Origin of the sequence: Enterobacter sp. WCHEn090032 (assembly GCF_003986875.1) — a bacterium.
Lineage (GTDB): Bacteria > Pseudomonadota > Gammaproteobacteria > Enterobacterales > Enterobacteriaceae > Enterobacter > Enterobacter sichuanensis.
In genome coordinates, this window is the sequence record NZ_RXRN01000021.1 from 28,792 (window position 1) to 48,603 (window position 19,812).

Below are 19,812 nucleotides of genomic sequence, written 5' to 3' on the forward strand. Positions count from 1 at the left end.
ATGAGCTTACGTGAAAAAACCATCAGCGGCGCCAAGTGGTCAGCGATGGCGACCATCGTCATCATTGGCCTCGGCCTGGTGCAGATGACCGTGCTGGCGCGCATTATCGATAACCACCAGTTCGGCCTGCTGACCGTTTCGCTGGTGATTATCGCGCTGGCCGATACGCTGTCTGATTTTGGTATCGCCAATTCGATTATCCAGCGCAAAGAGATTAGCCATCTGGAGCTGACCACGCTCTACTGGCTGAACGTCGGGCTGGGGATTTTCGTGTTTGTGCTGGTGTTCCTGCTGAGCGATACCATCGCCAGCGTGCTGCACAACCCGGATCTGGCACCGCTGATGCGTACGCTGTCGTTTGCTTTCGTGGTGATCCCCCACGGGCAGCAGTTCCGCGCGCTGATGCAGAAAGAGCTGGAGTTCAACAAAATCGGCATGATCGAGACCAGCGCCGTGCTGGCGGGCTTTACCTTCACCGTAGTGAGCGCCCATTTCTGGCCGCTGGCCATGACCGCCATTCTGGGGTATCTGGTTAACTCTGCCGTGCGCACGCTGCTGTTCGGCTATTTTGGCCGCAAGATTTACCGTCCGGGGCTGCATTTTTCACTGGCGTCCGTCTCCTCCAACCTGCGTTTTGGCGCATGGCTGACGGCGGACAGCATCATTAACTATGTGAACACCAATCTCTCCACGCTGGTGCTGGCCCGTATTCTCGGGGCGAGCGTCGCGGGGGGCTACAACCTGGCCTACAACGTTGCGGTCGTCCCGCCGATGAAGCTGAACCCGATTATTACCCGCGTGCTGTTCCCGGCGTTCGCCAAGATTCAGGACGACACCGAGAAGCTGCGGGTCAATTTCTACAAGCTGCTCTCCGTGGTCGGGATTATCAACTTCCCGGTTTTGCTCGGGCTGATGGTGGTTTCCAGCAATTTCGTGCCGCTGGTGTTTGGTGAAAAATGGAACGGCATTATCCCGATCCTGCAGCTGCTGTGCGTGGTGGGGCTGCTGCGCTCCGTGGGGAATCCGATCGGTTCTCTGCTGATGGCAAAAGCGCGCGTGGATATCAGCTTTAAGTTCAACGTCTTTAAAACCTTCCTGTTTATTCCGGCAATCATCGTCGGTGGACACATGGCGGGCGCCATCGGCGTCACGCTTGGCTTCCTGCTGGTGCAGGTCGTCAACACCGTGCTGAGCTACTTCATCATGATCAAGCCGGTGCTGGGCTCCAGCTACCGCCAGTACATCCTGAGCCTGTGGCTGCCGTTCTATCTCTCCCTGCCGACCCTGGCGGTGAGCTACGGCCTGGGCATGATCCTGACCGGTCATCTGCCGCTGGCGGCGCTGCTGGCGGTGCAGGTTGCCGCGGGCGCGCTGGCATTCGTCGTGATGATTGTGCTGTCACGCAATGCGCTGGTGGTGGAGATGAAGCGCCAGTTTTGCCGTAACGAAAAAATGAAAACGCTGCTTCGCGCAGGCTAGTTATTTAAGAGGCCATTATGAAATTATTAATTCTTGGCAACCATACCTGCGGCAACCGTGGCGACAGCGCCATCCTGCGCGGTTTACTGGATGCGATAAACACCCTTAAGCCTGAGACCGAAGTGGACGTGATGAGCCGTTATCCGGTCAGCTCATCCTGGTTACTCAATCGCCCGGTAATGGGCGACCCGCTCTACAGCCAGATGAAACAGCATAACAACGCCGCGGGCGTGATGGGGCGCGTAAAGAAAGTGCTGCGTCGTCGCTACCAGCACCAGGTGCTGCTTTCCCGGGTGACCGATACCGGCAAGCTGCGCAACATCGCTATCGCCCAGGGATTTACCGATTTCGTTCGTCTGCTGTCGGGCTATGACGCGATTATTCAGGTCGGCGGGTCGTTCTTCGTCGATCTGTACGGCGTGCCGCAGTTTGAACATGCGCTTTGTACGTTCATGGCGAAAAAGCCGCTGTTTATGATTGGTCACAGCGTGGGGCCGTTCCAGGATCAACAGTTTAACCAACTGGCAAACTACGTTTTCGGCCACTGCGATGCCCTGATCCTGCGTGAGTCGGTCAGTCTTGAAATGATGAAGCGCAGCGAGATCGACACCTCGAAAGTGGAGCACGGCGTGGACACCGCCTGGCTGGTGGATCATCAGGAAGAGAGCTTCCAGGCGAGCTACGCGGTGCAGCACTGGCTGGACGTGGCGGCGAAACAGAAAACCGTCGCGATTACCCTGCGCGAGCTGGCCCCCTTCGATAAACGTTTAGGTACCACGCAGGCGGCGTATGAGCAAGCGTTCGCCGACGTGGTGAACTGCGTGCTGGACAGCGGTTATCAGGTGCTGGCGCTCTCCACCTGCACCGGTATCGACAGCTATAACAAAGACGACCGCATGGTGGCGCTCAACCTGCGCAGCCTGGTGAATGACCCGTCCCGCTATCACGTGGTGATGGACGAACTGAATGACCTCGAGATGGGCAAGCTGCTCTCCGCCTGCGACCTGACGGTGGGCACTCGTCTGCACTCGGCGATTATCTCCATGAACTTCGGTACGCCGGCGATTGCCATTAACTATGAGCACAAGTCCGCCGGGATCATGCAGCAGCTCGGTATGCCGGAAATGGCCGTGGATATTCGTCATCTGCTGGATGGCTCGCTCGGTGCGATGGTCGGGGACACGCTGGGTCAGTTGCCTGCCATTAATGAACGCCTGGCCGTGGCGGTGAAAGCCGAGCGCGAGAAGGGGATGGGGATGGTGAAATCGGTACTCGATCGCGTCCGGGAGGGGAAATGAAGGTTGGTTTCTTCTTACTGAAATTTCCGCTGTCGTCTGAAACGTTTGTTCTGAACCAAATCACCGCGTTTATCGATATGGGATATGACGTGGAGATCATCGCCCTGCAAAAGGGCGATACCCAAAACACCCATGCGGCGTATACCCAGTACGGGCTGGAGGCGAAAACCCGCTGGCTGCAGGATGAGCCGTCCGGGAAGCTGAGCAAACTGCGCCACCGGGCCAGCCAGACCTTACGCGGGATCCATCGCCCGTCGACCTGGCGAGCGCTGAATATTTCCCGCTATGGCGCGGAGTCGCGCAATCTGATCCTGTCGGCCATCTGCGGGCAAACGGCGCAGCCGTATCGTGCGGATGTGTTTATCGCCCACTTTGGCCCGGCGGGGGTCACCGCCGCGAAACTGCGCGAACTGGGGGTGATCGACGGGAAAATCGCGACCATTTTCCATGGCATTGACATCTCCAGCCGTGAAGTGCTGAACCACTACACGCCGGAGTATCAGCAGCTTTTCCGCCGCGGCGACATGATGCTGCCCATCAGCGAACTGTGGGCCGGACGCCTTAAAAACATGGGCTGCCCGGGAGAGAAAATTGCCGTTTCGCGCATGGGCGTGGATCTCACGCGCTTTACCCGCCGTCCGGTGAAGGTGCCGGGCAAACCGCTGCAGATCATCTCCGTCGCTCGCCTGACCGAGAAGAAAGGGCTGCATGTGGCGATTGAAGCCTGCCGCCAGCTGAAGGCGCGCGGGGTGGATTTCCACTATCGCATACTCGGGATTGGCCCGTGGGAGCGTCGTCTGCGCACGCTTATCGAACAATATCAGCTTGAAGATGTTGTCGAGATGCCGGGCTTCAAGCCGAGCCACGAGGTCAAGGCGATGCTCGATGAGGCGGACGTCTTCCTGCTGCCGTCCGTAACGGGCACCGATGGCGACATGGAAGGCATCCCGGTGGCGTTAATGGAGGCGATGGCCGTCGGCATTCCGGTGGTATCGACCCTGCACAGCGGGATCCCGGAGCTTATCCAGTCTGACTATTCCGGCTGGCTGGTGCCGGAAAATAACGCCATGGCGCTGGCCGACCGCTTAGCCGCTTTCAGCGACATCGACCAGCAGGCGCTGGAGCCCGTGCTCCACAATGCCCGACAAAAAGTCGAGGCAGATTTTAACCAGCAGGTGATTAATCGTCAGTTAGCGAGCCTGCTGCAAACGTTGTAACGCCGAGGTTGTATGCTGAAAAAGATTACCCGACGCACTTTTGTCTCTTCTCTCTCCGCGCTGGCGGCCACGCCGCTGCTCTCCTCCCGCCTTGCGCGGGCGGCAGGCGGAAGAACGGTTTCTGTTAATCAGTACAATAACAACGACTGGATCGCCGCCTTTAAGCAGGCGTTTACCGAAGGGGATACGGTTGTGGTCCCCGCAGGGCTGACCTGCGAAAACATCAATACCGGCATTTTCATTCCTGACGGGAAAACGCTGCTGATCCGCGGGGCGTTAACCGGCAACGGACGGGGCCGCTTTGTCCTGCAGGAGGGCAGTAAGGTTATTGGCGAGGGCGAGGGACGCACGGAAAATATCACCCTGGACGTTCGCGGCTCTGACTGTGCAATCAAAGGACTCGCGATGAGCGGGTTTGGTCCGGTGACGCAGATCTACATCGGCGGTAAGAAGCCCAGCGTGATGCGCAATCTGGTGATTGATAACATCCGCGTGAGCCAGGCCAACTATGCCATTCTGCGCCAGGGTTTCCATAACCAGGTGGACGGCGCCCGCATCACCAACAGCAAATTTAGCCACCTGCAGGGCGATGCGATCGAGTGGAACGTCGCCATCAACGACCGCAATATCCTGATTTCCGACCATGTGATCGACAACATCAACTGCACCAACGGCAAGATCAACTGGGGCATTGGCATTGGTCTTGCCGGAAGTACCTACGATAACGACTATCCTGAGAAGCAAACCGTTAAGAACTTCGTGGTGGCCAACATCACTGGCAGCAACTGTCGTCAGCTGGTGCACGTCGAAAACGGAAAACATTTTGTTATCCGCAATATAAAGGCCAAAAATATTACCCCTGACTTCAGTAAAAAGGCGGGAATTGATAACGCTACGGTAGCGATTTATGGCTGTGATAATTTCATTATTGATAATGTCGACATGGTCAATAGCGCCGGCATGTTAATCGGTTATGGGGTGATAAAGGGCGATTATTTGTCCATTCCGCAGAACTTCAAACTCAACAATATCCATCTCGATAATCGCCAGCTTGCCTATAAGCTGCGCGGAATACAAATTTCATCCGGTAACGCGACGTCGTTTGTGGCGATTACCAACGTTGAGATGCAGCGCGCTACCCTGGAGCTGCACAATAAGCCCCAGCATCTTTTTATGCGTAATATCAATGTGATGCAGGAAGCCGCAGTAGGCCCGGCCCTGAAGATCAATTTCGACCTGCGTAAGGACGTGCGGGGGAAATTTATGGCGAGAGACGAGACGCTGCTGTCACTGGCGAACATTAAAGCAGTGAATGAGAAAGGACAAAGTTCGGTGGATATTGACCGGGTCGATCAGCAGGTAGTGAATACCGAACGGCTGAATTTTGCGCTTCCGCACAGATAATCGACAAGCGTCAGTTTTGAGACTATTCCTGGTACGAAATTGTGATCGAATCAGATTACAACTACAGAAATTAGTGTGGTCAGGGCGTAACATTACCCGAGAATTACGGCAAATCATGCTGGCGAAAACAGGTTTAAGAGCTATAATTCGTCAACCATTTTAAGGTGGAAGATATAATGATTAATTTGAAAGCAGTCATTCCGGTAGCAGGCCTGGGCATGCATATGCTGCCAGCCACAAAAGCCATTCCAAAAGAGATGCTGCCGATCGTCGACAAGCCAATGATTCAGTACATTGTCGACGAGATTGTTGCTGCAGGGATCAAAGAAATCGTCCTGGTTACCCATTCTTCAAAGAATGCGGTAGAAAACCATTTCGACACCTCTTACGAACTCGAAGCGTTGCTTGAGCAGCGCGTCAAACGCCAGCTGCTGGCGGAAGTACAGTCTATTTGTCCTCCTGGCGTGACCATAATGAACGTGCGCCAGGCACAGCCGCTGGGTCTGGGTCACTCTATTCTCTGTGCGCGTCCGGTTGTGGGTGATAACCCGTTCATTGTGGTTCTGCCGGATATCATTATTGATACCGCTTCTGCGGATCCGCTGCGTTACAACCTGGCGGCCATGGTGGCGCGTTTCAATGAAACGGGTCGTAGCCAGGTGCTGGCGAAACGCATGAAAGGCGATCTCTCCGAGTACTCTGTTATCCAGACCAAAGAAGCGCTGGAGACGGAAGGGCAGGTGAGCCGCATTGTGGAATTCATCGAAAAACCGGATCAGCCACAGACGCTGGACTCAGACCTGATGGCGGTTGGCCGTTATGTTCTGAACGCGGATATCTGGGCCGAGCTGGAGAAAACCGAGCCAGGTGCCTGGGACCGTATTCAGCTCACCGACGCGATTGCCGAGCTGGCGAAGAAGCAGTCTGTTGACGCGATGCTGATGACCGGTGAGAGCTACGACTGCGGTAAGAAGCTGGGCTATATGCAGGCGTTTGTGAACTACGGGCTGCGTAACCTGAAGGAAGGGGCGAAGTTCAGAAGCCGGATTGAGAAGCTGCTGGCAAACGACTGATATTTCGTAACTGATTTAAGTAAACGGCAGTTATCATTGGGTATGTGGCAACATAACCAAAATGATAACTGCCGTTTTTTGTTATTAATTCTAATAATAACATGGATTTATCTGATTCAAATCTCTCCAGATTTGTAACGATTTGTGCTTGTTTCTGAGGTCGTTTAGGACGACAATTAACGCCAGTTTTGCAGTTGTCCAGCGCCAGTAGAGTTCGGTGTCGGACTTCAACAAATGGAACATTTCACCCTCGTTCAGTGCACTGGTAGCTGTTAAGCCAGGGGCGGTAGCGTGCATATTTGTAAACGCATGCTTTCGCAAAATCCCCTTTTGTGCATAAAAATATCATGAGATCTATTTAGGCGGCTTGAGTCTGGTCATTCTGATTCAGCGGTTTTTAATGTAATAACTCGCAATCAACTGGATTAAAAAATGGATAATATTCTCCAACTCATTGGACGTAATAAAGCATTGTTCAGTGAAGATGTCTCTGGAAATGAAATAGAATTGAAACGAATTGTTTCCGAATCTCGTTTTTTGGTACTGGGTGGCGCGGGTTCAATTGGTCAGGCTGTTACCAAAGAAATATTTAAACGTAACCCAAAAAAGCTACACGTGGTTGATATCAGCGAAAATAATATGGTTGAATTGGTTCGTGATATCCGCAGCTCATTTGGTTATATTGAAGGTGATTTCCAGACCTTTGCTCTTGATATCGGATCTGTGGAGTATGACGCGTTCATCAAAGCTGATGGTAAATATGACTACGTGCTGAATTTATCTGCTCTTAAACATGTTCGAAGTGAGAAAGATCCCTTTACCTTGATGCGTATGATTGAGGTCAATATCCTCAACACTGATAAAACCATTGAACAGTCTATTGCCTCGGGTGTTAAAAAATTCTTCTGCGTATCGACCGACAAGGCCGCGAACCCAGTCAATATGATGGGGGCTTCAAAGCGTATTATGGAAATGTTCCTGATGCGTAAAAGTGAGCAAATCGCTATTTCAACTGCACGTTTCGCGAACGTTGCCTTTTCTGATGGATCTCTTCTGCACGGGTTTAATCAACGCCTGCAGAAGCAGCAGCCGTTGGTGGCGCCAAATGATATCAAGCGTTATTTTGTTACTCCTCAGGAATCAGGTGAGCTCTGTCTGATGTCATGCATTTTTGGAGAAAATCGCGATATCTTCTTCCCAAAACTGAGTGAAGCACTACACCTCATCTCTTTCGCCGATATTGCTGTCCTTTATCTTAAGCAACGTGGCTACGAGCCTTATCTTTGTGAAAATGAAGATGAGGCTCGCGAGCTTGCGAAGACGTTGCCAGCTCAAGGAAAGTGGCCGTGCTTGTTTACTTCAAGTGATACAACTGGTGAGAAAGATTTTGAGGAGTTTTTCACCGAAAATGAGACGCTGGACATGCAGCGTTTTAACAATCTGGGTATCATAAAGAATGAACCGTTATATGACCCAGCTTTATTGTCCCACTTTGAAGAACGCATCGAAGAGATGATTACTTCTTTGGAGTGGAATAAAGACGATATAGTTAAACTGTTCTTTGAAATGATCCCTGATTTTGGACATAAAGAAACAGGTAAATATCTCGATAGCAAAATGTAAGCAAGGCATCCCCGAATGAATATCAAAATGATTGTCGAATTTGTTCGTGACATATATAAAACGGATGAATTTATTCCTTTGCATGCGCCAGTATTTAATGGCAACGAAAAAAAATATGTCCTGGATACTTTAGACAGTACATTCGTATCGAGCGTCGGCAAATATGTTGATGATTTCGAGCGAAAGATGGAGTCTTATACCGGAACGGCGCGAGCCGTTGCAACGGTTAACGGAACGGCCGCGCTGAGTGCCGCGCTCTACCTGGCGGGTGTTAAGCGGAGCGATCTTGTTATCACCCAGGCATTGACTTTTGTCGCAACCTGCAATGCTCTTTATCATCTTGGCGCGGAACCAGTGTTTACCGATGTTTCCCCGGTGAGCTTAGGCCTTTGTCCTGTCGCGCTTGAGAACTGGTTATCTGCAAATACTGAGCTAACAGAACAAGGTTGCCTGCACCGTAAAACGCGGCAGGTTGTGCGTGCTGTGGTGCCTATGCATACCTTCGGTCATCCGGTTGAGCTTGATGAGCTTATTGTGGTGTGTGAGAAGTGGCACATTGTTCTTGTTGAGGATGCTGCAGAAAGTCTGGGATCATTTTACAAGGGGAAACATACGGGTACGCTAGGCCAGTATGGTGCGCTAAGTTTTAATGGCAATAAAATTATTACCACCGGTGGTGGCGGTATGGTGTTCTGTCGTTCGCCAGAAGCGGGTGTACGTGCTAAGCATGTCACAACGACTGCAAAGGTGCCGCATCCTTATGAGTTTTATCACGATGAACCGGGTTTTAACTATCGAATGCCTAATCTTAACGCTGCGCTTGGCTGTGGACAGATGGAACGTCTTGATTCTTTCCTGAAACAGAAGCGCGATTTGGCACAGCGTTATGAAACATTCTTTAAGGGTTCAGAATTCAATTTTGTTAAAGAACCGGACTATGCGCAATCTAACTATTGGTTGAATGCTGTCGTATGTGAAAACCTGGATGCGCGTGACGCAATGCTGGCACAAATGAATGACGCAAAAGTCATGGTCCGTCCAATCTGGAAATTAATGCATCGCCTGCCAATGTTTGAAAAGGCAATGCGTGATGACCTCAAAAATTCTGAACAGATCGAAGCTCGTTTGATCAATATCCCAAGCTCTCCGATGGATTAACATAAATGGGATCAGCAAAACTCAAAGTAGCGGTATTCACTGGTACGCGTGCTGAATATGGCTTGCTCTACTGGCTATTGAAAGATATTCAGGACGACAACGAGCTGGAGCTTCAGCTTCTCGTGAGTGGTATGCATCTCTCACCCGAGTTTGGAAATACATGGCAACAGATCGAGAAGGACGGTTTTTCGATTGATGAAAAGATCGAAATTCTACTTTCTTCAGATACACCAGTAGGTACTGCAAAAAGTATGGGGATAGGGGTGTTGGGTTTTGCTGATGCATTGAACAGATTAAAGCCTGATATTTTGGTCATACTAGGGGATCGTTTTGAAGCTCTTGCTGCAGCGCAAACGGCTATGATCCTCCGTATACCAATTTTACACCTGCATGGTGGCGAAATTACTGAAGGTGCATACGATGATGCGATCCGACATGCGATCACAAAACTTAGCTATTTACATGGGACCTCAACAGAGGTGTACCGGAAACGCGTTATTCAGCTTGGTGAACATCCATCGCGTGTTGTCAATGTTGGTGCAATAGGGCTGGATCATCTTAAACGCGGGCATTTTATGTCCGTAGATGAATTAGGCGACTCGCTGAATTTTCAGCTTAAAAAGCCATTCCTGTTGGTGACGTATCATCCTGTCACGCTGGGTGAAGAACCAGCAGAAGCGAGTTTTAATGCGGTATTAGCTGCACTTGATGAGTTCTCAGACCATCAGGTCATTTTAACCTATCCCAATGCTGATGACGGTGGGAGAAAGATCATTCCATTGCTGGAAGCCTACGCGGCTAAACAACCTGAGCGTGTGCTTGCGATTCCCTCGCTGGGTCAGGTGCGTTATCTAAGTGCCGTGAAGCACGCTGCCGCTGTGGTGGGTAACTCCTCCAGCGGGATTATTGAAGTTCCTGCGTTTGACGTTCCAACTGTGAACGTTGGTGACAGGCAAAAAGGTCGATTGGCTGCCCTTAGTGTATTGAATTGTGCCGCGACGAAAGAATCGATAACCCAAGCGTTACATGTTGCTGTCTCGCGCAGTTACAAAAATTGCGACGAAGACATTGTGAATCCATATGGCCAGGGGGATGCAAGTTCAAAAATCATTGAAATGATAAAGTCCATGCATTTTGTTCCCGGTAAGACCTTTTACGATATTAAGTGAAACTCTATGACGCTTATCATTGCTGAAGCCGGTGTTAATCATAACGGCGACGAAAAACTGGCTTTTGAACTTGTTGATGCTGCTCATAAAGCTGGGGCCGATATTGTTAAATTCCAGACATTCAAAGCGAAAAACCTTGTGACTGAACAGGCGAAGCAGGCCGATTATCAGGTTGCGAATACTCGACGGCAGGAATCGCAGCTAGACATGTTGAGCCGCCTCGAGTTGTCCTGGGAAACGCATCATGCATTGATTAAGCATTGTAACAAATTGGGAATAGAATTCCTCTCTACGGCCTTTGACTCAGAAAGCCTGAATTTTTTGGTCAATGAACTGGGGATCAAACGCTTAAAATTACCTTCGGGTGAACTCACCAATGCCCCTCTGGTGCTTGAGCATGCCAGGACTGGGTGTGACATTATCGTATCAACGGGTATGGCCACACTTTCTGAAATAGAAGCTGCATTGGGCGTGATCGCTTTTGGATATACCAGTAAAGAAAGTGATATTCCTTGTACGACTGCTTTTGAAAGTGCATATGCAAGCCTCGAAGGACAGAAGGCTCTGAAAGAGAAGGTAACTATCCTTCACTGCACAACTGAATATCCTGCGCCAATGAACGAGATTAACCTTAGGGTAATGGATTCCTTAAGAGAAGCTTTCGACCTGCCTGCTGGTTATTCCGATCACAGTGAAGGTATAACTATTCCTATCGCAGCAGTTGCACGAGGCGCGGTGATCGTTGAGAAACATTTCACCTTAGACAAAAACATGGAAGGTCCTGATCATAAAGCCTCACTGGAGCCAGACGAGTTGGCATCAATGGTGAAAGCTATCCGGCAGATTGAAGTTGCGTTAGGAAACAAAGTTAAAACACCAACTGTTTCAGAAATAAAAAACAAGTCGGTTGCAAGAAAAAGTCTGGTAGCCGCAAAGAAGATCAGTGAGGGCGAACCTTTCACATCAACAAATATTACGATCAAAAGACCTGGAAACGGTATGTCGCCTTATAGCTACTGGGATATACTGGAGAAACTATCGACAAAAGAGTATTTACCGGGAGACTTGATTATTGAATAACAAACCTGTCGTTCTAATAGGCGGTGGTGGGCATGCCAGTGTACTGCTTGATATACTGCGTTCAAATAAGCGTAATGTTATTGCCGTCGTGAGCCCACATGACGTTTCAGAACGGTCTATCTTCGCAGGAATGAGAGTACTTCACTCAGATGACGACATATTCATGTATTCAAGTGAAGAAATTGAATTAGTAAACGGCATTGGTTTGATTCCGCGATCGTCACTCAGAAAGAATGTCTCAGAATTCTATGTTTCTCATGGATACCGGTTTGCAAGCGTTATTGCGCCAGATGCATTGATATCAACACACGCCATTCTAACAGATGGCGTGCAGATTCTTTCCGGTGCGATAGTAAACGCAGGGTCTACTATAGGTTGTCATTCAATAATAAATACCCGAGCTGTTATTGAGCACGATTGTCATTTAGGTGACTACTGTTTTATTGGTCCCGGTGCGGTGCTATGTGGACAGGTAAATACTGGCGAATCAGTGTTTGTTGGCGCGGGTTCCACAATAGTTCCAGGAATGAAACTAGGTAATAGTTCTATAGTGGGGGCAGGTGCCGTATTGGTACAATCATTAGAAAATGGGCAAATTTGTTATCCGGCAAGGTCGGTAATCAAATAGTGTCTTACAAAAGGTAATTCATGATGCAGCATTGGAAAAATGTGCTGATCCGACCGGACAGTACACTGCGTGAAGCTCTAGAAATTATTAACCGTGAGGCTCTACGCATCGCATTAGTTATTGACAATAATAACCAGCTGTTAGGTGTTATCACTGATGGCGACATCAGAAGAGGACTGCTGAATAATCTGGACCTGTCAGCAAAAGCCGAGTTAGTAATGAATACTCAGCCTATTACAGCGGCAAGTAGCGTTTCTTCAGCTGAATTAAATTCACTGATGAAAGCAAAAGGGATTTTGTCTATACCCATCCTTAATGATGGTAAAGTTGTTGGCCTGGAAACTATCCAGTCAGTAAATGACAAGAAAAAATATCCAAACCCTGTCTTCATTATGGCTGGTGGTTTTGGAACAAGGCTGAAACCTTTAACTGATACCTGCCCAAAACCTATGTTGTGCATAGGCGGGAAGCCAATATTAGAAACTGTTGTTCGTAGTTTCGTTAAGGCTGGATTCAATAATTTCTATATTTCTACTCACTATATGCCTGAAACTATTAAAGAACATTTTGGTGATGGTGAGCGTTTTGATTCCAAAATTAATTATGTTTATGAGGAGAATCCCTTAGGCACAGGTGGTGCATTAGGCTTGCTGCCTGAAGATTTATCTAATGAGCATCCTCTAATTATGATTAACGGGGACGTCTTGACCAATGTCGATTATGAGCGTCTGATCAAATTCCACATTGAAAGCAAAGCGGATGCAACAATGTGTGTGCGAGAGTACGACTACCAAATTCCTTACGGTGTCATAAAAGGAGAGGGTAATAAAATCATATCAATGGAAGAGAAACCAATACAAAGATTTTTTGTCAATGCAGGTATTTATGTAGTTTCACCAAATATTTTTAAAACTGTTCCGAAAAACCATCGTGTTGATATGCCAACTCTGCTTGAACAGCATATGGATAACAACAAAAACATTCTTATGTTTCCAATACATGAATACTGGCTGGATATTGGGCGAATGGATGATTTCAAAAAAGCTCAGGTTGATTACTTTACCTTAGGTTTAGATTGATGAAAGCAGCAGCGGTAATAGGATTAGGTAATATTGCAGATAGGCATCGTCGCAATCTTAAATCACTTTATCCAGGTATAAAAGTTTATGCGATGTCTGCTTCTGGCCGTAAAGTTCAAAATGTAATAGATAATTGCGATCAGGTTGTGAATGCTTTACCTGAACTCTTAAACGCCGTAGATATGGCCATCATCGCATCACCCGCGCCCCTGCACACTGAACACGCCTTACCCTTTATCAAAGCAGGTATACCTGTTTTAATTGAGAAGCCAGTTGCAGTCTCGGTCTCTGACGCAGAAGTACTGTTGGATGCTGCAAAGCGTTTTAATACAGTCATTGCGGTGGGATATTGCTTGCGATATTTACCCTCTGCACTTTCTGTAAAAAAGCTATTAGAAGAGAAAAAAGCAGGCACGATATTCAATGCATTTGTTGAGATAGGCCAGTACCTTCCAGACTGGCGCGCAAGTAAAAACTATAAAGACAGCGTCTCAGCGAGTAAAACTCTTGGTGGTGGAGCACTCCTCGAGTTAAGTCATGAATTTGATTATACGCGTTGGCTTTTTGGGGAGTTAGATGTTCTGCATGCATCAGTTCGTAATTATGGTGCATTAGGCATTGATGCTGAAGAGATTGCTGACATTGTAACCTTCACTAAAGATAACATTATTATTAATATCCATCTTGATTTTCTGCAAAGAAAAGCATTCCGAAAGTGCAAATTTTTAGGTACGGATGGACGTATTGAATGGGATCTGATTAACAACCAAGTTAAGATAATTTATAAATCAGATGAGTGCGTGGTTTATAATGAACCTCAATATGATAAAAATAAAATGTATTTAGATATGCTGAAGGATTTTGAAAATTATGTGCATGGTCGTGATAATCAATGTATAACTTTGGCAGATGCGATTAAAACTTTAGCATTGATTAATAAGATTAAAGGAACGGCAGAATAAAATGAAAAACTATGCATTTATATTCGCTCGCGGTGGTTCTAAAGGCCTTCCAGGCAAAAACATTAAAGAATTGTTTGGTAAACCGTTGTTGCATTATGCGCTTGATATTGCTCAACAGTCTCCATCCATCGATAAGGTATTCGTCTCAACAGATGATGCAGATATAAAAGAAAAAGCATTAGAATTAAAAGACGTAGTTGTCATTGACAGGCCTGATGACCTGTCTGGAGATAAAAGTCCTGAATGGTTTGCATGGCGACACGCAATTGGCTGGGTAAATGAGCATTATGGAGAATTTGATCAATTTATCAGCCTTCCTGCGACAAGTCCTCTGCGTGAAGTGCAAGATGTAGAACGAGCTATTGCAAAACGTGTCCAAACAAAGGCAGACATTTGTATTGCAGTAACGCCAGCATCACGCAGTCCCTATTTTAATATGGTTAAGATAAACCACGAAGGCATGAACGAACTTGTTATAAGCCCTGAAGGGGATGTGACTAGACGTCAGGACTGCCCCCATGTATTCGATATCACTACGGTTGTTTACGTTTCTACACCACAATTCATCCTCAATAATGTTGGGTTATTCTCAGGGGTGGTCGCTTCGATAGAAGTACCCAAAGAAAGAGCTGTGGATATAGATGATATTTATGATTTTTATATGGCTGAAACCATTTTAAAAATGAAAAAAGAGAAGCAATAAAATGTTACTAAAAAATAAAGAGATTATTGTTTTTGGTGCCGGTGGGTTGTTAGGGGCTTGTTTAACGAAAGCATGTATCGAAAATGGCGCTAAGGTTATCGCTGTTGATCTAAATATTAATCACATTAAGACCAAATTACAGGCCCAGGGCATAGTAACTTCTTCTGAGAACAATCTCACTTATGCTGAGGTTGATGTTACTAATGAACAATCTGTCATGGACTTTTTTAACCGTATCGTTAATATTGACGGGATTGTCAATGCTACCTATCCAAGGAATAAAACTTATGGTAGCAAGTTATTTGATGTGACTGTCGCTAGTTTTAATGAAAATTTATCTTTACATTTGGGAAGCTCATTTTTAATTAGCCAACAAGCTGCAAAACTATTCTTACGTCTTAAATCTCCACTCTCAATGGTCAATATATCGTCAATATATGGTGTTATTGCTCCTAAATTTAATATTTACGATAATACACAAATGACAATGCCAGTAGAATATGCTGCGATCAAATCAGCATTATTGCATTTGAATAAATATATAGTTTCCTATATTAATAACAGTGACTTCCGAATTAATTCTGTTAGTCCTGGTGGCATTTACGACAATCAGCCAGCCGCATTTTGTGAAGCATACAGAAAGAATACTCATGGAGCGGGGATGCTGGATGTTAGTGAAATGACTGGAGCCATTGTTTTCCTTCTTTCAGAACAATCAAGATATGTCACAGGTCAAAATATTATCGTTGATGATGGTTTTTCACTCTAACAATAATAATGTTTATACTTGATACTGAGTCTGCTTTTTCCATCTGTTTTTAATTTTGTTTTTAAATGTAGAAATTACAAGGGTAATTAAATTTAATGTTTTCTAAAATAAAAGCGATTCTTCGCTATTTTACACCCTATCAGCCAGATGTTGTTGAAAACAAGTTTGTGGAGTTGAACAGAAATTTATGGAAGGCAAAACCATTAACAACCCAGAAAAATTCCGATGATAAATCATTTTGTCTGGTTGAGGGGATTATTGCTTGCCCGGCCAGTATTATGGACAAAGCAAGGATAGCAAAGGCTATACAGCAAGAAACAGGCTCTGAGCCTGTCGTCTTTGTTCGCGGCTTTAATATTGCTGGGAGTAATGTAAGTCATATATATCAATCCTTTAATATTAATCAATTTTATTGCTGGTGGCGTGGGTTCTTCCATCCGAAAGTCTTTATCCCAGCTATAGTAGCTACTTCAAAAATAATGCTAGGACCTAGATCTGGAGAGGCATTGATCAATCTGAACTATCGAGGCGTGGATATTGGAGACCTTATCTACGATACTTTAATTCGATTTCGGCCAAATGAATATACAGTAAAAAAAATACAATTTAAGCATCTGAGATTGATTTTTAGATCATTTTTGACATTTCACAATAACGAACTTATGTTGGCTAAATACAATCCCAAATATCTTGTGACTAGCCACAATGTATATGCTGAATTTGGCATGTTGCCACGTCAGATAAGACATCATAACAATGGGGTTATATTCCTCAAGGATATTTATGCTTATAAGTGTTATGGTACTCAAATTAATGTCAAAGAGCACTTTCTTAAGCCAGATTATGATGATTTTTTACAAAATCTTAAATCGAGTGAATATGTCAATAATGCGCATAAATATTTTCATGATCGGCTTGCAGGTAATGTCGATCAAATAGATGTAAAAAATGCTTTTAAAAATAAAAAGAAATATAGCATAGAACAATTGAAAGCGATCTACCCAACTATTGATACTGAAAAGAAAAATGTTGTGGTTATGTCCCATGCATTTTCAGATTCTCCACATGTCGGTGAGGGACTCCTATTCAATGACTATTATGATTTCCTTGAGAAAACATTAATTCGACTAAATAAAAATACTAATATAAATTGTTTTGTAAAGGCACATCCCAGTTCTTATATGTGGAATGAAAAAGGAGGTGTTGAAAGTTTGATTGAGGCAAATAAATTGGATCATATCCATATGATGCCAGTTGACTTGAATACCAATTCTATTGCGGATTTTGCTGACAGTATCGTGACTGCTAAAGGGACTGCTGGTCTGGAATTTTCATGCCTAGGAATCCCCGCTGTAACTGCTGGGAAGGGTTATTATGCTGGGTTTGGTATTACCCTTGAACCTGAATCTGTTCAGTCATATTATGATATTTTAGACTCGATATCGGATCTGGTAAATCTTAGTGACGAAACTCGACAACGAGCCATGGTATTGCTTTATATGGTTTCGTTAAGCAGGAGACATTCTGCAATTTTACCTAAACAGCACATCATGCCACATGAAAATTATAACGAGATATATCTCGAAAAATACAAAGAAATTATTGCTAATATTGAATGTGAAATCCCAATGCGTGATGAATTCTATGAGGAGATTGTTAGGGATGTGGTGAAGAATCATGTTTAAAAAGGGCTTATTATATATACTGGTAAATTATGCCATTCAATTTATCAATATATTTCTTAGCTTGGTCATGATGAAATATCTCACAACTGCCCAGCTTGGCGATCTTACACTCGCAAGAACATGGCAGCAGTTCGTCGATTATTCACACCTCGGTTCTCGTTTTTCTTTGGACCGCTTTATACCATTAAGCAAAAATAGAGAAAAGAAGTTATTAGTTACATCAGTATTGCTAACGAATATTATCGGGGCACTAGCAGTATTAATAGTTGCATTAGTTTTTAATTATTCCAATATTACTGTGGTTATTCTTACTCTCTGTGGAGTATTTATTTCGATTAGTAATATCATCAAAGCATATTATCGTGCAACTAATCGCATCGATGAAATGTTATGGCTTGTGATATATTCACAACTTCTGCCAGCTCTGCTTCCGCTAATTATATATCTCTTTACGCATAGTTTTGAATTTTATTTGTATTCAAGTTTAGGATGTTATGGATTAGCAATAATAAGATTATATCGGATTGAAAGGAGCTTAAAAAATTATTTTAACCTGAAATTATTATCTAAAAGATTGATATTCTTATTTAAACCCTCTCTTTTATTGTTTTTAAACGCAATATTCACGTTCCTATATCTTGTTATGGATAGATTTTTTATTGATGGCACAGGCGGTCGTGATCAGTTGGGCAATTTTAGTGTTATCATATTCGCTTTCAGCGCACTTATGATTATACCTTCAACATGTGCTGAGTTGCTTTTCGTCAAAGTTATTAAGCAATGTAGTCAAACGGGAAGATGTTTATTCATCAAAGAATGTTTTATTATGTTCGCTGTCACTATGTTGGGTGTAATAGTTGCGAATGTAGTAATGAAATTTTTCATTGATAATTTCACAAGATATGGATATCTTGTTCCTGAATTACATTTAGCCACTCTTGCTGTAATTCCCTTCGCGTTTACAGCAATTTACTATCATGTAATGAATGGATTAGATCTTCGCAAGCAAATGGTAGCAGTCAGTGCTGCGGTTTGTCTTATTTTATTTGTTTATTATTGTATTCCTGTGTTCACTCATGTGAAATTTGAGCTTCATGATTACTTGTATGCGAAGCTGGCGACAGGATGGTTAGTATTGCTTGGCTATGTTTTTTTTATTTTGCGTGTAAAAATTGGTACGCATCATAATAAATAAATTCTTGGTAGAATTTCATATGATCTCAATTGCTTTTTTCGTATTAGCCCTAACCATTTATTCACTAATAGTGTTTAAAACAAAAGATATTATTCATCCCATAGGTATTGGGATCATCTTTTGGTTTTTTTCTGCATCTCTCTCGACAATTGATGTGTTTTATGATCCACAGTTGCAGTCAGAGTTAAGTTTTGAGACCCTTGCGGCTATTTTTCTTGCTGGCTTGTTCTTTACGCTTCCTTTTTTATTCTCAAAAAAAATAGACAAAACTATTTTTAGTTATCAACGGTTCGATTTTAACTTTTTCTATCGCTTAGTATTTAACTTTATTGTCCTTTTAACTCTAATCACATTTTTAATGCGATTTGGTTCGATGCTAACTCACCCACCACTCCTGTCTGGTGCCGGTAGTGATTTGAAATCTTTGGTTCCTAATGCACCCCCGTTGTTAAATTTTATCGATGTGTCTATGCCGTACATAGCTTTGACTGCTCTTTTCGAACTCAAGTATTCATATCGTTTAAGGCGTGGACGAAGGATTTTACTTATTTTCTTTGTCATTTTCACTATTGTTGCTGCTTTAATATATAAAGCTTCCAGAGGCGAGTTTTTAGTGTTTATGATGGGAGCTATTTATATACTTTTGATTCCACGAAAAATTAGCTTAGGATTCAAGCAATTAATGTTGGTAATGCTGCCGATGGCGCTGCTCTTATATATTGGTGCATTGCGAATTTCTGAAACTAGCCGCGCATCAACTCAGTTTGGTGAGGGGGTAGCGAATTCGATTTTCAGCCAAATTTATACTTATGTGGCAATGAACTTTCAGAATCTGAATTTGCTTGTTAATTCATCTTTCGAACCGACGTATATATGGGGAGGACTTAAGTTTTTACTTAAACCATTTTTCGGTGCTTATTATGATAGTAATGCAATGGGCTTCTCGGATTATGAAGTTAGTTTTTTTAATGCCAAAACGTTTATCTATTATTTTTATAACGACCTGGGTTTGGCAGGGGTAATGATCTATTCGTTTATAATTGGCCTTTTACTTCAGGTGATTTATAACAAAATGGTTTGCAATGTTAAGTACTGTCTTTTACAGGCATGCTTTATGAAAGCTGTAGTTTTCATGTTATTTGGTAATTATTTTTTTGGAGAGTTTGTGTTAATTATTCCTTATGGTATTATACTGTTCCTTTTGCTACTTATTCCGAAAGTTGAACTTAGAAAGACAGAGGTGAAACTTATCTCTAATTACTCCGACAAAAATTAAAGAATATTTATTCC

The 19,812-nt window shown here is 44.7% G+C and carries 17 protein-coding genes; all 17 read left to right on the plus strand.

Going from position 1 to position 19,812, the window contains the following annotated elements; translation table 11 throughout:
• The 17 genes from wzxC to EKN83_RS17005 all read left to right on the plus strand — a co-directional run bounded on the left by wzxC (window position 1) and on the right by EKN83_RS17005 (window position 19,798).
• Complete coding sequence (wzxC, locus tag EKN83_RS16925) at window positions 1-1,479, plus strand: colanic acid undecaprenyl disphosphate flippase WzxC (protein WP_045285625.1); 1,479 nt, start codon at window positions 1-3, stop codon at window positions 1,477-1,479.
• Window positions 1,480-1,496: 17 nt separating this feature from the next.
• Window positions 1,497-2,777, plus strand: a complete 1,281-nt coding sequence (gene wcaK / locus EKN83_RS16930; RefSeq protein WP_126801320.1) for a colanic acid biosynthesis pyruvyl transferase WcaK — start codon at window positions 1,497-1,499, stop codon at window positions 2,775-2,777.
• Complete coding sequence (gene wcaL, locus EKN83_RS16935; protein ID WP_094919006.1) at window positions 2,774-3,994, plus strand: colanic acid biosynthesis glycosyltransferase WcaL; 1,221 nt, start codon at window positions 2,774-2,776, stop codon at window positions 3,992-3,994. The genes wcaK and wcaL overlap by 4 nt, the downstream gene beginning before the upstream one ends.
• Before the next feature lie 12 nt (window positions 3,995-4,006).
• Window positions 4,007-5,398, plus strand: a complete 1,392-nt coding sequence (wcaM, locus tag EKN83_RS16940; RefSeq protein WP_025758743.1) for a colanic acid biosynthesis protein WcaM — start codon at window positions 4,007-4,009, stop codon at window positions 5,396-5,398.
• A gap of 176 nt (window positions 5,399-5,574) precedes the next feature.
• Window positions 5,575-6,471: a GalU regulator GalF gene (gene galF / locus EKN83_RS16945; protein WP_013097865.1), complete on the plus strand. Its 897-nt coding sequence runs from the start codon at window positions 5,575-5,577 to the stop codon at window positions 6,469-6,471.
• Between the two features lie 432 nt (window positions 6,472-6,903).
• Window positions 6,904-8,094, plus strand: coding sequence for a UDP-N-acetylglucosamine 4,6-dehydratase (locus EKN83_RS16950; RefSeq protein WP_126801321.1), 1,191 nt, complete (start codon window positions 6,904-6,906; stop codon window positions 8,092-8,094).
• Between the two features lie 15 nt (window positions 8,095-8,109).
• A complete protein-coding gene (locus tag EKN83_RS16955; protein ID WP_126801322.1) occupies window positions 8,110-9,252 on the plus strand; it encodes a LegC family aminotransferase in 1,143 nt (380 codons plus the stop codon).
• A 5-nt stretch (window positions 9,253-9,257) separates the two neighbouring features.
• Window positions 9,258-10,421, plus strand: a complete 1,164-nt coding sequence (neuC, locus tag EKN83_RS16960) for a UDP-N-acetylglucosamine 2-epimerase (RefSeq protein ID WP_126801323.1) — start codon at window positions 9,258-9,260, stop codon at window positions 10,419-10,421.
• A gap of 6 nt (window positions 10,422-10,427) precedes the next feature.
• A complete protein-coding gene (gene neuB, locus EKN83_RS16965; protein ID WP_126801324.1) occupies window positions 10,428-11,501 on the plus strand; it encodes an N-acetylneuraminate synthase in 1,074 nt (357 codons plus the stop codon).
• The gene (locus EKN83_RS16970; RefSeq protein WP_126801325.1) at window positions 11,494-12,129 is read left to right on the plus strand and encodes an acetyltransferase; all 636 of its coding nucleotides are present in this window, start codon (window positions 11,494-11,496) and stop codon (window positions 12,127-12,129) included. Before neuB ends, EKN83_RS16970 begins: the two co-directional genes overlap by 8 nt.
• Window positions 12,130-12,149: 20 nt before the next feature.
• Entirely contained in the window at window positions 12,150-13,208 is a 1,059-nt protein-coding gene (locus EKN83_RS16975; protein ID WP_126801326.1) for a nucleotidyltransferase family protein, read from the plus strand.
• The gene (locus EKN83_RS16980; RefSeq protein ID WP_126801327.1) at window positions 13,208-14,170 is read left to right on the plus strand and encodes a Gfo/Idh/MocA family protein; all 963 of its coding nucleotides are present in this window, start codon (window positions 13,208-13,210) and stop codon (window positions 14,168-14,170) included. Before EKN83_RS16975 ends, EKN83_RS16980 begins: the two co-directional genes overlap by 1 nt.
• 1 nt (window position 14,171) lies before the next feature.
• The gene (locus EKN83_RS16985; protein ID WP_126801328.1) at window positions 14,172-14,873 is read left to right on the plus strand and encodes a cytidylyltransferase domain-containing protein; all 702 of its coding nucleotides are present in this window, start codon (window positions 14,172-14,174) and stop codon (window positions 14,871-14,873) included.
• A gap of 1 nt (window position 14,874) precedes the next feature.
• Entirely contained in the window at window positions 14,875-15,642 is a 768-nt protein-coding gene (locus EKN83_RS16990) for an oxidoreductase (RefSeq protein WP_126801329.1), read from the plus strand.
• Between the two features lie 95 nt (window positions 15,643-15,737).
• Window positions 15,738-17,327: a hypothetical protein gene (locus EKN83_RS16995; RefSeq protein ID WP_126801330.1), complete on the plus strand. Its 1,590-nt coding sequence runs from the start codon at window positions 15,738-15,740 to the stop codon at window positions 17,325-17,327.
• Window positions 17,320-18,522 (plus strand): lipopolysaccharide biosynthesis protein, encoded by a 1,203-nt coding sequence (locus EKN83_RS17000; protein ID WP_126801331.1) that lies wholly within the window; start codon window positions 17,320-17,322, stop codon window positions 18,520-18,522. The genes EKN83_RS16995 and EKN83_RS17000 overlap by 8 nt, the downstream gene beginning before the upstream one ends.
• A 19-nt stretch (window positions 18,523-18,541) precedes the next feature.
• A complete protein-coding gene (locus EKN83_RS17005) occupies window positions 18,542-19,798 on the plus strand; it encodes an O-antigen polymerase (RefSeq protein WP_126801332.1) in 1,257 nt (418 codons plus the stop codon).
• Window positions 19,799-19,812: the final 14 nt, after the last annotated feature.

Excerpts from the sequence above, each read along its gene's own strand:
- wzxC (WP_045285625.1), top strand. The coding sequence starts at position 1 with ATGAGCTTACGTGAAAAAACCATCAGCGGCGCCAAGTGGTCAGCGATG.
- wcaK (WP_126801320.1), top strand. The coding sequence starts at position 1,497 with ATGAAATTATTAATTCTTGGCAACCATACCTGCGGCAACCGTGGCGAC.
- wcaL (WP_094919006.1), top strand. The coding sequence starts at position 2,774 with ATGAAGGTTGGTTTCTTCTTACTGAAATTTCCGCTGTCGTCTGAAACG.
- wcaM (WP_025758743.1), top strand. The coding sequence starts at position 4,007 with ATGCTGAAAAAGATTACCCGACGCACTTTTGTCTCTTCTCTCTCCGCG.
- galF (WP_013097865.1), top strand. The coding sequence starts at position 5,575 with ATGATTAATTTGAAAGCAGTCATTCCGGTAGCAGGCCTGGGCATGCAT.
- EKN83_RS16950 (WP_126801321.1), top strand. The coding sequence starts at position 6,904 with ATGGATAATATTCTCCAACTCATTGGACGTAATAAAGCATTGTTCAGT.
- EKN83_RS16955 (WP_126801322.1), top strand. The coding sequence starts at position 8,110 with ATGAATATCAAAATGATTGTCGAATTTGTTCGTGACATATATAAAACG.
- neuC (WP_126801323.1), top strand. The coding sequence starts at position 9,258 with ATGGGATCAGCAAAACTCAAAGTAGCGGTATTCACTGGTACGCGTGCT.
- neuB (WP_126801324.1), top strand. The coding sequence starts at position 10,428 with ATGACGCTTATCATTGCTGAAGCCGGTGTTAATCATAACGGCGACGAA.
- EKN83_RS16975 (WP_126801326.1), top strand. The coding sequence starts at position 12,150 with ATGATGCAGCATTGGAAAAATGTGCTGATCCGACCGGACAGTACACTG.
- EKN83_RS16980 (WP_126801327.1), top strand. The coding sequence starts at position 13,208 with ATGAAAGCAGCAGCGGTAATAGGATTAGGTAATATTGCAGATAGGCAT.
- EKN83_RS16985 (WP_126801328.1), top strand. The coding sequence starts at position 14,172 with ATGAAAAACTATGCATTTATATTCGCTCGCGGTGGTTCTAAAGGCCTT.
- EKN83_RS16990 (WP_126801329.1), top strand. The coding sequence starts at position 14,875 with ATGTTACTAAAAAATAAAGAGATTATTGTTTTTGGTGCCGGTGGGTTG.
- EKN83_RS16995 (WP_126801330.1), top strand. The coding sequence starts at position 15,738 with ATGTTTTCTAAAATAAAAGCGATTCTTCGCTATTTTACACCCTATCAG.
- EKN83_RS17000 (WP_126801331.1), top strand. The coding sequence starts at position 17,320 with ATGTTTAAAAAGGGCTTATTATATATACTGGTAAATTATGCCATTCAA.
- EKN83_RS17005 (WP_126801332.1), top strand. The coding sequence starts at position 18,542 with ATGATCTCAATTGCTTTTTTCGTATTAGCCCTAACCATTTATTCACTA.